Here is a 16,701-nt window from a genome sequence, read left to right on the forward strand (position 1 = left end):
AGGCGGAGGAACTCTATCACCGTACTCACCCCGCCGCCGTGCCGATGAACGCTGTACTTTAACCAAACAGCCTCCGCGATTCCCGGGGCGATTCACACTGCCCATCCTGTATTCATTCCGCCGCTGCCCCTATGCCATGCGGGCGCGTCTTGCGATCTTTTCATCGGGCGTCCCGTGCGAGTTGCGCGAGGTCGTCCTGCGCAGCAAGCCGGCGGCCATGCTGGAGGCTTCGCCCAAAGGCACGGTTCCCGTTCTGGTGCTGCCTGGCGGGCGGGTGATAGACGAAAGCCTGGACATCATGCGCTGGGCGCTGGGCTGCGCGGATCCGGAAGGCTGGCTGGCGCCGCAGGGCGTACCGCTGGAGGAAATGCAGCGCCTGACCGCGCAGAACGACGGCGAATTCAAACGGCGTCTGGACCGCTATAAATACCCGCAACGCTTCGGTCTTGAGGCGGGAGAAACGGACAGGGACGCGGCCGTCCGATGGCTGGGGCAGCTGGATCGCGCATTGAGGGAAAGCGCCTTCCTGTCCGGCGGTAGGCCGGTATTGGCGGACATGGCCATCCTGCCGTTCATCCGCCAGTTCGCGCATGTCGACCTGGAATGGTTCCGGCAACAGTCATGGCCGGGCCTGCAACGGTGGCTGGACTGGTTCCTGGACAGCCGGATATTCGCCGGATGCATGGAGAAATACGCGGCATGGCAGCCTGGTTCGGAGCCGGTGGTGTTTCCCGCGCAGCAGGCCTGAGGCTCTGGACTGCACGAATGATGTTGAACGAGAGGTTTTCTGCCAGACGGCGGCGTCCGCGCCATCAGGCTTCCATACGCTGTTCGCCATGGCGAATACCTGCCCCGGCGGTCCTGTGTCCTACATGAGTATCGAGTCCTCCGTGAAGGACATGTTTTCCTCCCGGCGCGTACGCGGCGCCGCCAGGGACGTATTCGGCTATAGCCTGCTGCCGTGCAGCCACATGCATCGCGGTGTATGGGAAATAAGCCCGCAGCAGACCCTCGTGGCTCACTATGTGGCGGACAAGGTGGAGCTGCGGGTATATGACGGGCCCGCCGGCGTCGTGGAGCACTGCCGGCGCTGAGCGCATCCCTTCTCAGGCAGGCGCGGCCTCTTCGCTCGATGCCGTCAGCGGAAAGAGACAGGCGCTGACATGATCCGGCGTAGCTCCCGCCTCGAGAGCGGGCTTCCTGACCGCGCATTCGGGCCGCGCGACGGGGCAGCGGGGATGGAAGGTGCAGCCCGACGGCATGTTCATGGCATTGGGGAAATTGCCGCGCAGGCCGAGGTCCGGCACGCCATGGTCATCGTCGGGAGTGAATACCGCATCGCGCAGGACCGCCGTATAGGGATGCCGGGCATGCGTGAAGACATCGTGCGTTTTGCCGGCCTCGACGACATGACCCAGGTACATCACCATCATGCGGTCCGCCATGTGCTGGATGACGGACAGATTGTGCGAGATGAACAGCATGGCGATGCCGTGTTCCGCCCGCAGGTCCAGCAGCAGGTTCAGGATCTGCGCCTGGACTGAGACGTCGAGGGCGGAAGTGGGTTCGTCGCAGATGACGAGCTTGGGATCGGAGATCAGCGCCCGGGCGATGGCCACGCGCTGCCGCTGTCCGCCGGACAACTGGCCGGGGTTGGCGGCCAGCGCCCGGCGCGGCAGCCCAACTTGGTCCGCCATGGTGGCGACGCGCTTCTGGCGTTCCTGGCGCGTTCCGATATTGTGGATATGCAGCGGCAGGGCGATCAGGTCCTGCACCGACATTGAGGGATTGAGCGAGCCGAAGGGATCCTGGAATACCGGCTGGATGGCCAGGGAGCGCTCCTTGCGGGCGTAGTGCGAAATGGGCTTGCCGTCCAGATGGACTTCGCCCGATGTGGGGGTTTCCAGCCCCAGCAGAATACGGGCGAGCGTGCTCTTGCCGCAGCCCGATTCGCCGACCACGCCCAGGATTTCTCCCGGATTGATGGACAGGGAAACATCGTTGAGCGCGTTCAGCGGCGTGCTGCGCCCCAGGAGTCCTCGCCGGATCTGATACACGTGGCGGAGATTGCGTGCTTCGAGAATCGGTGTCATTGGCTTTGCGCCTCCTGCGCCGGAAGCGGAAGATGGCAGGATACCTGCTGTCCCGAGGGCAACTGGCGGATGGGCGGGGGCTCGGTGAAACAGGCCTCCATGCGCAGGGCGCAGCGCGACAGGAACGGACAGCGCGCGTCCGCCTGGTGGAAGGCGGGCACGTTGCCGGGTATGCTTGCCAGCCTCGCCGTCCCGGGCTTGTCGCCCTGCGGCTTGGGAACCGAGGCGATCAGCCCCTTGGTATAGGGATGGATGGGAGTGCGCAGGACGGATTGCCGCGGTCCGCGCTCGACGATGCGGCCCGCGTACATGACCGCGACCTGGTCCGCGATGCGCGCGACTACGCCCAGATCGTGCGTGATGAAGATCATGCCCATGTTGCGGGATACCTGCGCCTCCTTGAGGATGTGCAGTATCTGCGCCTGCGTGGTGACATCCAGCGCGGTGGTGGGCTCGTCGCAGATGATCATTTCGGGTTCGCACATCAGCGCCATGGCGATGAGGACGCGCTGGCGCAGTCCGCCGGACAGCTGGTGCGGATATTGCCGCATGCGCAGCGCGGCGTTCGTCAGCCCGACGCTTTCCAGCATCTCTATGGCGCGCGCCTGCGCGGCGCCTGCGCTTGCGCCGGTGTGCCGCCGATATACCGCGCGCAACTGGTCGCCGATGGTGAAAACCGGGTTGAGCGCGGTCATGGGCTCCTGGAAGATCATGGAAATTCGGCGGCCGCGTATGCCGGAGAGCTTTTTCTCGGACAGACTGGCCAGATCCAGGTCGCCCAGCCGCAGTTCGGACGCTGCCAGCTTCGCGCCGCGCGGCAGTAACTGCATCAGCGCAAGCGCGGTCATCGATTTGCCGCAGCCTGATTCTCCCACGAGACAGAGCGTTTCTCCGGCGGCCACGTCCAGGTCGATGCCGCGCACGGCGTGAAGGCGCTGGCCCTGGTCGGGCAGCGTGACATTGAGATCGCGTACCTGTAACAGCATCAGCCGCGCCCTCCGGATGTCAGGTCGCGCATGGCATCCCCCATGAGATTGATGGCCAGCGCCAGGACGAAGAGACAGGCGCCCGGCAGCACGATGAGCCAGGGGCTGAAGAACATGGAGGTCTTCGCTTCCGACAGCATGAGCCCCCAGGACGGCAGCGGCGCCTGCACGCCGAGCCCGAGGAAGGACAGGGCAGCCTCGAGCAGTACCGCCTGCGCCATTTCCACTGTCGCCACCACCATCAGCGGAGCACGGATATTGGGCAGGATTTCGCGAAACAGGATATGAGGCAGGGAAGCGCCCATCACCTGTGCGGCGGTGACGTAGTCGCGCGCACAGGCCTGCTGGGTGGCGACCCGGGTCACCACGGCGAACTGGTCCCACAGCAGCAGGCCCAGCACGATGATGACCACCGTGAGCGACGGGCCCACGATCGCGACGACGGCCAGCGCGATCAGGATGATGGGCATGGAAAGGCGCGTGGTGATGATGGTGGAGATAGCCGTATCGATCCAGCCTCCGTAGTAGCCGGCCAGCAGTCCGAGGGTGACGCCGATGATCGCCGACATGAGCGTCGCCCCGATGGCGATCATCATGGAGATGCGCGCTCCATAGATCAGACGGCTGAGATAGTCGCGGCCCAGCTGGTCTGTGCCCAGCAGGTGCTGCGCCACGGTATTGTCGTGCCAGAAGGGCGGCTTGAGCCGCATGGCGACATTCTGGAGATAAGGATCGTGGGACGCGAGCAGGGGGGCGAAAATGGCGATCAGCAGCAGCGCGACCAGGATGGCGGCGGAGAACAGGAACGTGCGGTGCCTGGCTGCCTTGCGCCAGAAGCCCAGGCGACGGACCAGCGTTTCTTCTTCGAGGCGCCCGGCGATGGGAGGAGTGGCCTGGCGTGTCATGAGCGGCTGCCTCGCAGTCTTGGATCCATCAGGCCGTTAAGAAGGTCGGCGAGCAGCGTCAGTACGATATACACCATGGAAATCAGTAGGACGATGGCCTGGATGACCGGCATGTCGGATCGCGACATGGATTGCCAGGCGAGATAGCCCACGCCGTTCAGCGCGAAAATGGATTCGACGACGATGGAGCCGCCCAGCATGAAGCCGAGCTGCACGGCGGCCAGCGAGATGACCGGCAGCACGGCGTTCTTCAATGCGTACTTGAACGTCAGTTGCAGCGGGCGTATGCCCATGGCGCGCGCGGTGCGGATATAGTCGGATGACAGCACGTCCATCATCCCCGCGCGGATCAGGCGCATCAGCGGCGGCATGGCGAACGTTCCCAGCGTGATGGCGGGAAGGACGAAGTGCGCGAGCGTGCTGGAGCCGGAAATGGGCAGCCAGCGCAGCTGCACGCCGAAGACGATGATCAGCAGCAGGCCGGCCCAGAAGTTCGGAATGGCCTGGCCGGCCACCGCGAGAGTCTGGGCGAAGCGATCGATGATCGTGTTGGGGCGCAGGGCGGCGGCGCAGCCGAGCGGCAGGGCGATGGCCAGCGCGAGCAGCATCGATAGTACTGCGAGCAGGGCGGTTACGGGCAGGCGCTCCACGATCATTTCCAGCGCCGGTCTCCGGGCAAGGTAGGAGGTGCCGAAATCGCCCTGCAGGAGATTGCCGATGTATTCGACGTAGCGCACCGGCAGCGGACGGTCGAAGCCATAGGTCTTGCGGATGAGCTCCAGGTCGGCATCCGTCGCCTGCGGGCCGGCAATGCCCACGGCTGGGTCGGAGGCGACGTTGCTCAATATGAAGCAAATGATCGAAACGACGATCATTACCACGATGGCCATCGTCGCCCGTCTCAGTAGATAGGTCAGCATGTATCTTGCCGTTTATGAAAAGCAAAAGCCCGCGATGCAGGCGACGCCGGCCAGCCCGCGCGCCGGAGCGGCGGGCTGGCCCTGGCTGGGCCTATTTCCAGCTGGCGTCGTAGAAGCGCGGCAGTTCGTCCAGCGTGGGCTTGAAGTCCAGGGTGTTGGTGTAGGCGTATCCCATCACGATCGTGTGCATGGGCACCCAGTAGGCCTGCTTGGTGATGAGACCGATCGCTTCGGAATACTTTTTCTTGCGTTCGTCGGGATCCATCACCGACGAGGCCGCCTTGACCAGCTCGATCACCTTCTCGTCCCGAGCGCCGTCGTTGTTCGAGCCGTCGAACATATTGCCCATGGAAGCTGAGCTGTCGGCCAGCGAGAACGAGCCCCAGTCGCCGTACCAGAGCGGCATCTTGCCTTCGCGCCAGCTGGAGAAGGAAGGGCTTGCCTGGCGCATTTCCAGCTCGGCCTTGATGCCGACGGCGGCCAGGTAGGACTGCACCGCTTCGGCGCGGGCGCGGTCCCGGTAGCTGCCCAGGGTGGTCGAGAACCCGTTCGCGTAGCCGGCTTCCGCCAGCAGTGCCTTGGCCTTCTCGGGGTTGTAGTCGTAGACCACGGCGGCGGACTGGTCGCAGCCGAACTGTACCGGGTGGCACGGCGCGTTGATGATTTCGCCGTCGCCGCCGACCAGGTTCTCCACGATGGTCTTGCGGTCGATGGCGTGATTGATGGCCTGGCGCACGCGGACGTCCTTGAGAGGCGTATCGCCAGTGCGGCCCGCCGCGTCCAGCGCGACCATAGAGATGCGCATGGTCGATGCCAGCGCGACATCCAGCGTCGGCACGGCTTTGAGCTGCTCTACCTGATCGGAGGGAACGTTCCACACCCAGTCCACGCCGCCGCCGATGACTTCGGCGATGCGAGTGGCGGTATCTGGGATGATGCGCCAGTTGACGGTGGTGATGGAAGGCGTGCGCTTGGCTCCGCCCTTGTAATAGCCTTCGTAGGCGACCAGCTTCACGATGCCGTCGCTGTTGGATTCCACCTTGTAGGGGCCGGCGCCGATGGGCTTCTGGCCGAATGCCTTCGCGCCGACCGACTGGAAGTAGTCGGACGGGTAGATCGGCAGTGAGCCGGCGACGAATTCGAGCGCCGCGGGGGCGGCCGCCTTTGCGATGACGCGCACCGTATGGTCGTCCACGACTTCGGCGTGGTCTATCCACGAGACGGTGACCTGCGAGCGTGCGCCGTTCTCCGGCTTGGCCCAGTAGTTGTAGGTGAAGGCTACGTCTTCGGCGGTCAGAGGCGAGCCGTCATGGAAGGTGACGCCTTCGCGCAGCTTGAATTCCAGCGTCTTGTCGTCGATGCGCTTCCATGAGGTTGCCAGCAGCGGCTCGTACTCGAAGGTCTTGGGATTGCGGTAGATCAGCATGTCGTAGATGTGCATGGTGATCACGACGCCGTCGCGGGAAGTGTTGATGTAGCCGTCCAGCGTGGGGAAGTCTTCCCCCATGCCTATGGTGATGGACTTGTCCGCCGGGCCGGCGACGGCAGCCGGAACGGACAGTAGCGAGGCGGCTGACAGGGCGGCGCAAAGGCCGAGCATGCGGGGGATATGATGGAGTTTCATAAGCTATGTGACCTCTAGGCTTGAAGTGAATCAGTGCGCGCGGGCTTGCGCAACGCGCGGCGGTACGGAAGGCGGAGCAGGTCGGCTTCGACGGCGCCGGGCGCGATGGCCGGCAGGATGGCGCGTGCCATCTGCTGGTAGGCGCCGCGGAAATGCACCGAGCTTTTGACGACCAGTATCGGTAATGCTTCGGGAGCGAGTCCCAGGTGCAGCAGGAGGCCCGGCTCGGATGCCTGCATTTTGCGAGGAGCCACGATGACTTTTACTCCATCGCGCTCGAGAAGGGCGACGGGGCCCAGAGCGATAGGGTTGCCTTTGTACATGGGGCCGATGCCGGTAAAGCTGCCGCTGCCGAGCTTCAGTATGCGCCATGGCCCTTCGACGGGAGCGCCGTATTGCGCCGACTGTCCCGCGCCGATAGCCAGGTCCAGCAACGCGCCTTCGCCGGCCGCGTGCGCGGCCTCCGAGGCCTGGGCGTCGGCGATATGGACCAGTACCGCGCCTTTCGCGCCGCCGTCGAGCAGGGCGCGCAGCATGCCGGTGGTATCGCCGGTTCCGCCTCCGCCAGGGTTGTCCTGCGTATCGGCGATCACGACGGGGCCAGCGCCGCCGGCGGCGCAAAGCCGCATGGCTTGCGCCACCGCTTCGTGGGCCGAAAGAAGGCGGGTGGCGAATTGCGGTTCGGCGGCGATCCATTGCGCGAGCATGGCGTCGGCGGCGGCTTCCACGGCGGCTCCGTCATGGCCCTGCACGATGATGGAGGGTCCGGAATCCGGGACGTCCGCCAGCGGAAAGCCGAAGAACTGGCTGACGCATTCGACTTTTTCTCCGTCCTCCATCTGCCGGGCGAATGCCAGCAGGCCGCGAGTCGGCTCGGAGAACGTGCATTGGTCATTGATCGATGCGAGATAAGGCACGGCCCGATAGGCCAGGACTGGCGCGGGTGTTCCGCTCAGCAGCGAGATCAGCCGGCGCATGACGCGTGCGCCTGTGTCCTTCAGGTCGATATGAGGGTAGGTGCGATAGCAATCGAGCAAAGTGCAGTCGCGCACCATGGATTCGGAAATATTGCCGTGCAGATCGAAGGACGCGGCAATGGGAAACGGCGCGGGCGCGATCCGGCGCAGCCGGGCGAGCAGCTCGCCTTCGGCATCCGGCAGGGAGGGCGTGGCCATCGCGCCATGCAGATCGAGATAGAGCGCATCGATGCCGGCATCGAGCGCGGCGCGAAAACGAGCGCAGATGTCGTCCGCAATGTCTTCGAACGCCGCATCTTCGACCGGGCCGGACGGCAGGCCGATGCACCACAGCAGAGGTTCGATTTCGACCGATGCGGCGCTGGCCTCGGCCATGGCGCCGGCGGCGGGCGTGCCCGAGGCGGAAATGATGCGGGCCATCTCCGCGCCGGTACAGAAGGGCGGCCAGCCGCCTGGTCGGTCGAAGTCGCGGCGGGCGGCTACCGAGTCGGCGAAGCTGTTGGTTTCATGCTGGAAACCCGCTATTGCAATTTTCAAGGGGGCGTCTCCTGGTTTCGTCTACGGTTGCCGTGTTTCAGGCCGCGAGTTCCGTCTGCGCGATGGTCACCCAGTAGCGCACACCATCGGCGATGATCCTGTCGTTGAAGTCGTAGCGATCGGAGTGCAGCGCCGGCCCGTTGCCGGCGCCGAGGAAGAAGAAACAGCCATCGGACTTTTCAAGCATGTAGGCGAAGTCCTCGGCGCCGCCCACGGGCTGCATTTTGTCATTGACGCGAGCATCGCCGAAGCGCTCGCGCAGAGCGGCAAGAACCTTGTTGGTGCTTTTTTCCGGATTGTGCAGAGAAGGGAACAGGCGCTCGTACTTGACTTCCAGCGTGGTGCCGAATGCGTCGGCGGCCGCGCGCGCCACTTCGTTGAGCCTGCGTTCCAGCAGGTCGCGCGTTGCCGGCGCGAAGCTGCGCACCGTACCGCGTATGGTAACGCTGGAGGGAATCACATTAGGCGCATCGTAGTTGCCGCCGCCGATGTGGCCGACGCTGATGACTCCCTGGTCGAACGGGGAAATATTGCGGCCGATGATGGCCTGCAGGTTCGTGACGAATTGCGCTGCCGCCATCGTCGGATCGATCGACATGTAGGCGCCGGATCCGCCATGGCCGCCTTGGCCGCCGAAGACGACGGTGAACGTATCTGCGGCGGCGAGCATGGCGCCTATGGTGACGTTGAATGAGCCTTCCGGCAGGTTGGGCTTGTTGTGCAGGCCGTAGACGGCGTCCATGGGAAAGCGCTCGAACAGGCCGTCGCGCATCATGGCGGGTGCGCCGCCGAGTCCTTCTTCCGCAGGCTGGAAGATGAAATGAATGGTGCCCGAAAACACCGGGTTCTTCGCCAGCACTTCCGCCGCGCCGAGCAGCATGGCCGTGTGGCCGTCGTGGCCGCAGCCGTGCATCATACAGGGGGTGCCGGAAGCGTAGGGCAGCCCGGTCGCCTCGTTCATGGCCAACGCGTCCATGTCGGCGCGAAAGCCGATGGCCCGTGTGCCGGAGCCGGAGCGCAGCGTGCCGACGACGCCGGTCGTGCCGATGTTTTCCGTGACTTCGAGGCCCAGTTCGCGCAGCCGCTTGGCGACGATGCCGGCGGTACGCACTTCCTTGAAGCCGATTTCCGGGTGGCGGTGTATATCGTGGCGCGTTTCCGTCAACGTGGGAAGAATTTCGGACAGGTGCGTTTCGATTGCTTCGGGAAAAGGACGTAGTGACATCGGAAAACCTCGGATAACCCAACTCGGACTGCACGCATGCCGAGGATGGTCCGACGGTAGCGCGATGTATCGCCCGGTAACTCGGGCGATGAAGCCATAGAGAATATATTCCTGCCGTCCGGAAGTAAAGTGCGGTTCTGCCCGGATAGCCGGTTTCCGCTCTGGATCGGTGCGCGGCCGAATGCGGCGCCCCTGCTGGTGGCGAAGGGGACATCCCGGGCGGGGATACATAAGCTCAGCGTTTATATGTATATGGATATAGCGAGTTTCCGAGGGCCGGCGATATCCGGATACCGCTGGCGATCAGACGTAGCATGGGCCTTCGATCAGAGGGTGCGTCGCAATGAACGCTTCGTCGACTTTCAGGCCGATGCCGACGCCGTCCAGCGCCTGCACGCAGCCGTTGGTATCGACTCGATAAGGCGGCATATCGGTCATATTGTCGCGAAAAGGATTGTAAAGTGTCAGATCCGCCTCGAAATAGCCGGGATTGTCGATGCCGCACAAGAAGCTGATGGATGTCGCCATATTGATGGCGGTGGCGGATGTATGGGGGTTGACGCTCAATCTTCTCGCGCCGGCAAGCGCGGCGATTTTCAGGGATTCGGTGATGCCGCCCGTCTTGGAGAGATCGGGCTGGACGAAGCCGACGGACTCGGAGGCGATCAGGGGTTCGAATTCGTAGCGCGTGTAGTGGTTTTCCCCAGCGGCGAGGGGAGTGCGTCCCAGCCGGGCGGCGCGGACGTACAGGCCCAGGTCGTGCGCGGGAAAGGGCTCTTCCAGCCAGCCTATGCCCAGTTCGTCGTATGCGGGCATGATGCGGCGCACGTCATCCAGGGTGTAGCGGGTATTGGCGTCCACCAGGATGTCGATGCTGTCGCCGAGCGCCCGGCGAACGGCGGATGCGCGGGCGATATCGTTCGCAACCGTATCGCCCATGCGCAGCTTCACCGCGCGATAGCCTTGCTCGACATGGCCTTTGGCCTCTTCCGCCAGGGAGTCGGGCGCCTGCCAGCCCAGGGAAATGCCGCCCGCGTATGCCTTGACCGGCTTGTTTCTGCCGCCGAGCATGACATGCAGGGGCATGCTGGCCGCCTGGCAGCGGATGTCCCACAGGGCGAGATCGAGCCCGCTCAGGGCCAGGGCCGCCGCAGCTCCCATCCCGTGGCTGCCGATCTGCATCTGGTACACATGGGAGCCGATGCCGTTGACGTCCAGCGCATCGCGCCCGAGCACCAGCTCGCGCAAGGTCGTGTCGATGAGCTTGGCGATTGCGCCGGGGCAGCGGCCGTGATGGGCTTCTCCCCATCCGGTCAGGCCGCCGTCGGTTTCCACGCGCACCAGGACGGCATCGCGCTTGACGCTTCGGCCGATTCCCAGCGTGACCGACTTGTCCGCGGGAACGGGGAACGAAATGGGAAATGCCTTGATTTGCGTGATTTTCATGCGGCCTCCACAGATTTATGGCTGGTAGATTTCAGGATTGACCAGGTTGAGGAAGCGCTGGCCGTCGAGCAGGCGAAGAGCTTCGTCGACCGCGCCGCGGCTCATCCGCTGCATGCTGGATTGCGTAATGGCGGCGACATGGGGCGTCAGAAACAGGTGTTCCAGTCCCTTGGGATAAAGCCCTTCCGGAATGGGCTGCTGGTCGTGCACGTCCAGCATGGCGCCTCTAAGGCGCTTTTCCCGCAATGCGGTCAGCAGGGCGTTGGTGTCGACGACGGGGCCCCGAGCCACGTTGATCAGCAATGCATCCGGTTTCATGCACGCCAGCGCGGATGCATCCACGAGCCCCCGGGTCTCGTCGGTCAGGGGGCATGAGAGCACCACGATGTCCGATTGGCGAAAGAGCTGCGTCTTGTCGGCGGCCGCTACTCCCTCGGGCAGGGTTTCGGGCCTGCGCGTCAGCCCCAGTACGTGCATGCCGAGCGCCTGGGCGACGGAGGCCAGCGCGCGGCCGATGGTCCCCACGCCTACGATTCCCAGCGTCAGCCCGTTGATTTCCCGCGCCTGATCCGCGCATCGGCGCGCCTCGGCCCAGTCGCGGGAGGGGTCGTCCAGCAGCATCCGGGGCAGGCGGCGATTGAAATGCAGCATGGCGGCCACGCAGTATTCGACGACGGATGCGGTGTTGGAGCCGGGAATGTTCGCAACGGGAATGCGGTGCGCGCAAGCCTGCGCCATGGGGATCATGTCCAGCCCGACGCCATGCCGGATGACGCCACGCAACTGCTGCTGGTGCTGGAAGATGTCGTCGGGCAATTTCGAGCGCACGATCAGCACTTGGGCGTCCCGGATCAGCCGACGCAGCGTATCCGGCTGCGTATCCGGCGCGACCGTGACGTCTGCTGCTTGCGCCAGCCGCAGGTGCTCTTGTTCGTGGATGGGATTGGTCAGTAGAACCTGGGGACGGGAGTTGTTCATGCGCCTATCCTGGTGACGGGATTGCCGAGCTTGCCGAAGCCGGGGATGCTCAGTATGACAGTTTGTCCTGGCTGCAGCCAGGCGGGCGGCGAGTGGTTGGAGGCGACGCCCGCTGGCGTGCCCGTGGCGATGATATCGCCCGTATCCAGCGGCATCCGGGTGGAAATGAACGCGATCAGTTCGTCGATGCGAAACAGCATCTCGTTGGTCGAGGAGGACTGCAGCTGCCTGCCGTCCACGGACAGGGAAATGGCCAGGCCGTGAGGATCGTCCACATCGTCGGAAGATACGATCCATGGACCCAGCGGTCCGCTGGCAGGCTGGTTCTTTCCCCTGACGAAGTTGCCGTCACGGCGCACCATGTCCGCATAGCTGACGTCGTTGAACAGGGTGTAGCCGCAAACGTGCGGCATGGCCTGTTCGCGGGAACAGTTCAGCGCAGGCCTGCCGATGACGGCGGCCAGCTCGGCCTCGTAGGTGATTTCGTGCCCTTCGTGGATCGTGATGGGTTCGTCCGGCCCGATGATGGTGGTCCGCGACCTGACGAACGTAACGGGAGCCTCCGGAGCTGCGCGGCCGGAGGCGGCCAGGCCGTCGCGGTAATTGAAGGCCGCTCCCACGATCTTGCCCGCATCGGGCAGCGGAGCAAGCAGGCGCACGTCCTGCTGGCGCAGCAGGCATGCCGGCGATATTTCCGCGTTCCGGATGGCTTGGGAAAGCGGCGCCAGACCATGGGATATCCAGTCCATCATGGTCGGCGCCAGGGCCTGCAATGGCGCGGGCCGGGAAGGGTGGGACCCGTCGATCAGCATCGCCGGCCCCGGATCATCGCCGTCGAGCAGGATGCCGGCGGAAATCCTTCCCTGATGCGCGAAGGTAACGAAACGCATGGCGTCAGGACCTCATGTCGTGTATTTTTCCAGTACCTTGCGGTTGATGTCTATGCCAAGACCGGGACCCGTGGGGATGGCGACGATGCCGCGTTCCTGCACGATGGGCTCCATGCCCAGATCGTCCCTGAACGGATTTTCGCATTGTTCGAATTCGAACAGGGGAGGCATGGGACGGAAGCTGGGAGGCTGGTCGGGCAGGGCGGCGATGAAGTGCAGGGTGGCGGCGACGCCGATGATCGATCCCCAGGCGTGCGGCACGCACTCGACGCCGTGGGCGATGGCGAGGGTGGCGATCTTCCTGCATTCGCTCAGGCCGCCTGCGGCGCAGACGTCAGGCTGGACGATGTCCATGGCCTTGCGCGCCACGATATCCCTGAACCCCCAGCGCGTGTACTCGTTCTCTCCCCCGGCGACCGCCATGTCCAGCGCGCGGCTCACTTCCACGTAGCCGTCGAGGTCCTCCGGCGATATGGGCTCCTCGAACCATTCCACGTTCAGTTGCTCGAGCTCTCTCCCCAGGCGTATGGCGGCGGGCACGGAGAAGCAATGGTTGGCGTCTACCATGAGCCGGATATCGTCGCCGATGGCCTTGCGCACGGCTGCGACGCGGGCGATGTCCAGCTTCGGCGAGCCCAGGCCGATTTTCATCTTGACCGCGGTGAAGCCGTCTTCGACATAGCCTTGCGCCTCCTCCACTGCCTCTTCGATCAGCCGGTCCATGTCGATGAAGTACAGGCCGGTCGCATAGGCCTGCACCGTATCCCGGTAGGCGCCGCCGATCAGCTTGTGCACCGGCTTGCCGCAGGACTTGCCGATGATGTCCCACAGGGCGATGTCGATGCCGCTGATGGCGGCGATCGCCATGCCGCTGGAGCCGTAGTCCTTGATGCGGTTGTACAGGTCCTCCCATATCACTTCGACATCGAAGGCGTCGCGGCCGATGATCCGGGGACCGAACTGCGTATCGATGAAGGCCTTGGCGACATGGGCGGGCCCGTAGCATTCGCCCCAGCCCACGATGCCGTCCTGCGTCTCGATCTCGACGATGCATGAGCCGCGCGTCTTGTAGAGCCATCCCCTGGACGAGGTGAATGGCCGCGCGATCGGGGCGGAGACGGCATGGCAGGTGACTTTGCGAATGATGCTCATGGTTTCTTTCCTTCTGCCTTTTCAAAGATGCGTGTGGCGACGCTGTTGAGCGTGTTCTGCACGCCGTCGATCTCCTTCGTCAGCTCGTCGCCCTTCAGGGGGCTGATCACGACGCCGTTCTTGTCGGCGAAGTCCTTGAATTCGGGGCTTTCGATGGCATTGGAGAACAGCGTGATCAGGCGGTCGCGCTCCATCTGGGGCAGGCCTGCCGGGGCGACCACGTAGGCCATCTGCACCAGCGGCCCGTAGGGGAATACGTCATGCCCCAGCTCTTTGAAGGTCGGAATGTCGGGCATGATCTCCAGTCTTTCGTTGGCGAAGACGCCGAGCGGACGTACGTTGCCTGCGTCGATCTGTCCCTTGCTCTCGGAGGGCTTGAGAACGGCGGCCTGGATCTGGTTGCCGGCGAGGTCCGTGATGACTTTGGCGCCGCCTGTGTACGGGACATGGATGTAGGAGGTGCCGGCGGCCTGCGCGGTCATCTCGGCAAAGATATGGTTCAGGTTATTGGTGCCCGGCGTGCCGATGGACACGGGTTTCTGCTTCATGTTCGCCAGGAATTCCTGTAGGTTCCTGGCCGGATTCTGCTGGTGGACGACGAGAATCAGGGGATCGACGGATACCCGCGCAATGGGCGTGAACTGGCTGTTCTGGAGGTCCGTCAGCTTCTGGGCGATCTGCGCGAGGGTGGAGCTGGTTCCCATCCCCACCGTATAGCCGTCCGGGGCGGAACGCGCGACGCGCGTCATGCCGATAGAGCCCGTGGCGCCGGGCAGGTTCTCCACGATGAGGCTGACGCCGGCCTGCTTCTGCATGATGTTCTGCAGCTGCCGGGCGGCGATGTCGTTCGAGCCGCCGGCATTCCAGGGAATGATGAACTGTATGTCTCGCTGGGGGAAGTCCTTGCCGCTGGCGGGAGCCGCAAACGGCAGCAGGGCTGCCAGGGCTAGTGCTGCAAAATGCCTTTGTCGCATGTCATGTCTCCTGAGAGTGGTTTTGTGTGACGCGTTTGCTGGACATCTTGGTGCTGCGAAAAAATTCTATCCTAGTTTGTTATAACAAACAACAAATAATGAAGATTGAATGAAGAGAGGCCGTCCGGTAAGATGCGTCAATCCCCTTGATTTCGTGTTTCCCCATGCCGCGCTTCCTGTTGCCTGTAGAAAAGAACAATCTGTCCGACCTGGCCTACCAGTCGTTGAAGCAGGCGTTGCTGTCGGGAAGATTCCAGCCGGGAGAGCGGCTTGTCCTGCGGGATGTCGCGGCTGACCTGCAGATCAGCCTGACGCCGGTGCGCGACGCCATCAATCACCTGATCGCGGAGCGTGTGCTGGATCGCGGACCGGGGGGGCAGAAGGGAGGGGCGACCGTGCCCCGGCTGGATGCGGAGCAGTTCCGCCAGTTGATGCTGCTGCGCGCGGACCTGGAGTCACGTCTTGCGGAAGCGGCCGCGCGTCATATCGATCCGGACGAGATCGGCTTGTTGCAGCAGATCGTGGAAAAAATGCGCGAAGCCATCGACCGCCCCAACAAGAACACGTATCTCGACATGCATCGGCGCTTTCATTTTTCCCTCTACGCTCACGCCCGCATGGATGTCGTCCTGGACATCACGGAAACGCTGTGGCTGCGCTGCGGCCCCGCGCTCAATGCCGTGCTCAGCGACTATGTGCCCAACCTGAAGCGCCGCGACTATCACGGCGAAGCGGTGGAATGGCTGCGTAAGGGGGATCCCGCCAAAGTGGCGGAAAGCATCCGCCGGGACGTGACGGAGGCCAGCGCGTATATTTCCCGGCAGTTGGAGAAGGAAGGGCGGGACACGCCCGGTTCGCCTGTGAAGTGAGTGATGCAGCAAGGTCGCCAGCAGCAGGAATCCGCCGAAGCGACTCAGGGGCGGCTCAATGCCGCGCCTGGGCGCCGTAGTAATCCCCTTCCTTTGCGCGCAAGCGGCAGCCGCAGGTTGAGGAAGGGGAGGATGTCAAAGCATCACGATCCGATCAGTTGATGCGGATGTCCAGCTTGCGCACTACGGTATCCCAGCGCTTGATTTCTCCCTTCACGAAGGTCCAGAGTTCTTCCGGCGTGCTGCTTTGCGGGATTGCGCCTTCCTGGCGGAAGCGCTGCTGGAGTTTTTCCGCATTCATGACTTTGACCACGGCGGCGTTCAGCTTGGCGATGATCTCAGGCGGGGTGCCCTTGGGCGCAAGCAGCGCATTCCAGGTATTGATTTCGTAGCCCGGGAAGGACGCGTTCTCGCTGACTGCGGGAACGTCCGGAAGTTCGGGGGAACGTTCCTTGGTCGTCACTGCGAGCGCGGTCAGCTTGCCGCCCTTGACCTGGGGAAGCGCCGCCGGCAGCGTGGCGAAGCTGAACTGCACGTCTCCTGCGATGACGGCGGTGTTGGCCAGCGCGCCGCCGCGATAGGGGACATGCTCCAGCTTCAGGTCCGCCATGTCGGCGAAAATGGCGGCGGCGATATGGGGCGGCGAGCCGTTGCCGCTCGATGAGTAGTTGTAGGCTCCAGGGTTGGCCTTGATCTTGGCGACCAGATCATCGACGGTTTTGAGTTCCAGCTTAGGGTCGGTAATCAGCACCAGGGGAATGGACGCCAGCATGGAGATAGGTTCGAAGCCTCCGATAGGGTCGTAGTTGAGCGTGCTGTACAGCGCCGGGTTCATGCCGTGGCTGGATACCGTGGTGACGAATACCGTATAGCCGTCCGGCTTGCTTTTTTCCACGTCGGCGGCGGCGATACTGCCTGCCGCTCCCGCCTTGTTTTCGATGACGACGGGCACATTCAGCTCGGTCGACAACTGTTCGCCCAGCGCGCGAGCCAGCAAATCTGTGGTGCCGCCGGCGGCGTAGCCGACCACGATCTTGATGGGCTGCTCGGGATATGCGGCGTAAGCTTGAGCGCTGGCGGCGACCAGAAGGCCGGCCAGTATGGCTTTGGTTTTCATGGGGTTTG

At 63.9% G+C, this 16,701-nt stretch carries 16 protein-coding genes; 3 read left to right on the top strand and 13 right to left on the bottom strand.

The features are described from left to right. The first annotated feature begins 97 nt into the window (after nucleotides 1-97). Complete coding sequence (locus EV686_RS16675) at nucleotides 98-748, top strand: glutathione S-transferase (RefSeq protein WP_279389501.1); 651 nt, start codon at nucleotides 98-100, stop codon at nucleotides 746-748. An 88-nt stretch (nucleotides 749-836) separates the two neighbouring features. Next, nucleotides 837-1,094, top strand: a complete 258-nt coding sequence (locus EV686_RS16680) for a hypothetical protein (RefSeq protein WP_132478098.1) — start codon at nucleotides 837-839, stop codon at nucleotides 1,092-1,094. A gap of 12 nt (nucleotides 1,095-1,106) precedes the next feature. Here the strand turns inward: EV686_RS16680 and EV686_RS16685 are convergent, their stop codons facing one another. The 12 genes from EV686_RS16685 to EV686_RS16740 form a co-directional block, all read right to left on the bottom strand. Continuing rightward, nucleotides 1,107-2,093 (bottom strand): ABC transporter ATP-binding protein, encoded by a 987-nt coding sequence (locus tag EV686_RS16685; RefSeq protein WP_132478099.1) that lies wholly within the window; start codon nucleotides 2,091-2,093, stop codon nucleotides 1,107-1,109. Then, nucleotides 2,090-3,079 (bottom strand): ABC transporter ATP-binding protein, encoded by a 990-nt coding sequence (locus EV686_RS16690; RefSeq protein WP_207901848.1) that lies wholly within the window; start codon nucleotides 3,077-3,079, stop codon nucleotides 2,090-2,092. The genes EV686_RS16685 and EV686_RS16690 overlap by 4 nt, the downstream gene beginning before the upstream one ends. Beyond that, nucleotides 3,079-3,984: an ABC transporter permease gene (locus EV686_RS16695; RefSeq protein WP_132478100.1), complete on the bottom strand. Its 906-nt coding sequence runs from the start codon at nucleotides 3,982-3,984 to the stop codon at nucleotides 3,079-3,081. Before EV686_RS16695 ends, EV686_RS16690 begins: the two co-directional genes overlap by 1 nt. Further along, a complete protein-coding gene (locus EV686_RS16700; RefSeq protein WP_132478101.1) occupies nucleotides 3,981-4,904 on the bottom strand; it encodes an ABC transporter permease in 924 nt (307 codons plus the stop codon). The genes EV686_RS16695 and EV686_RS16700 overlap by 4 nt, the downstream gene beginning before the upstream one ends. A 91-nt stretch (nucleotides 4,905-4,995) precedes the next feature. Next, a complete protein-coding gene (locus EV686_RS16705) occupies nucleotides 4,996-6,528 on the bottom strand; it encodes an ABC transporter substrate-binding protein (RefSeq protein ID WP_132478102.1) in 1,533 nt (510 codons plus the stop codon). 14 nt (nucleotides 6,529-6,542) lie between these two features. After that, nucleotides 6,543-8,042 (bottom strand): M81 family metallopeptidase, encoded by a 1,500-nt coding sequence (locus EV686_RS16710; RefSeq protein ID WP_132478103.1) that lies wholly within the window; start codon nucleotides 8,040-8,042, stop codon nucleotides 6,543-6,545. A gap of 37 nt (nucleotides 8,043-8,079) precedes the next feature. Beyond that, nucleotides 8,080-9,267 carry an amidohydrolase gene (locus tag EV686_RS16715; protein WP_132478104.1) on the bottom strand — a complete coding sequence of 396 codons (1,188 nt, stop codon included), beginning with the start codon at nucleotides 9,265-9,267 and terminating at the stop codon, nucleotides 8,080-8,082. A 303-nt stretch (nucleotides 9,268-9,570) separates the two neighbouring features. After that, nucleotides 9,571-10,713, bottom strand: coding sequence for a mandelate racemase/muconate lactonizing enzyme family protein (locus EV686_RS16720; protein ID WP_132478105.1), 1,143 nt, complete (start codon nucleotides 10,711-10,713; stop codon nucleotides 9,571-9,573). Nucleotides 10,714-10,728: 15 nt separating this feature from the next. Further along, nucleotides 10,729-11,691 (bottom strand): NAD(P)-dependent oxidoreductase, encoded by a 963-nt coding sequence (locus EV686_RS16725; protein WP_132478106.1) that lies wholly within the window; start codon nucleotides 11,689-11,691, stop codon nucleotides 10,729-10,731. Further along, entirely contained in the window at nucleotides 11,688-12,581 is an 894-nt protein-coding gene (locus EV686_RS16730; RefSeq protein WP_243650930.1) for a fumarylacetoacetate hydrolase family protein, read from the bottom strand. The genes EV686_RS16725 and EV686_RS16730 overlap by 4 nt, the downstream gene beginning before the upstream one ends. A gap of 12 nt (nucleotides 12,582-12,593) precedes the next feature. Further along, the gene (locus tag EV686_RS16735) at nucleotides 12,594-13,733 is read right to left on the bottom strand and encodes a mandelate racemase/muconate lactonizing enzyme family protein (RefSeq protein ID WP_132478107.1); all 1,140 of its coding nucleotides are present in this window, start codon (nucleotides 13,731-13,733) and stop codon (nucleotides 12,594-12,596) included. Then, on the bottom strand, nucleotides 13,730-14,707 hold the full coding sequence (locus EV686_RS16740; RefSeq protein WP_132478108.1) for a tripartite tricarboxylate transporter substrate binding protein: 978 nt from the start codon (nucleotides 14,705-14,707) through the stop codon (nucleotides 13,730-13,732). The genes EV686_RS16735 and EV686_RS16740 overlap by 4 nt, the downstream gene beginning before the upstream one ends. 164 nt (nucleotides 14,708-14,871) lie before the next feature. Here EV686_RS16740 and EV686_RS16745 point away from each other — a divergent pair, with 164 nt between their 5' ends. Continuing rightward, entirely contained in the window at nucleotides 14,872-15,576 is a 705-nt protein-coding gene (locus EV686_RS16745; protein ID WP_132478109.1) for a GntR family transcriptional regulator, read from the top strand. Between the two features lie 154 nt (nucleotides 15,577-15,730). Here the strand turns inward: EV686_RS16745 and EV686_RS16750 are convergent, their stop codons facing one another. Next, nucleotides 15,731-16,693 carry a Bug family tripartite tricarboxylate transporter substrate binding protein gene (locus EV686_RS16750; RefSeq protein WP_132478110.1) on the bottom strand — a complete coding sequence of 321 codons (963 nt, stop codon included), beginning with the start codon at nucleotides 16,691-16,693 and terminating at the stop codon, nucleotides 15,731-15,733. Between the last annotated feature and the right edge of the window lie 8 nt (nucleotides 16,694-16,701).

Origin of the sequence: Paracandidimonas soli (assembly GCF_004342005.1) — a bacterium.
In the GTDB taxonomy this organism is placed as follows: Bacteria; Pseudomonadota; Gammaproteobacteria; order Burkholderiales; family Burkholderiaceae_B; genus Paracandidimonas; species Paracandidimonas soli.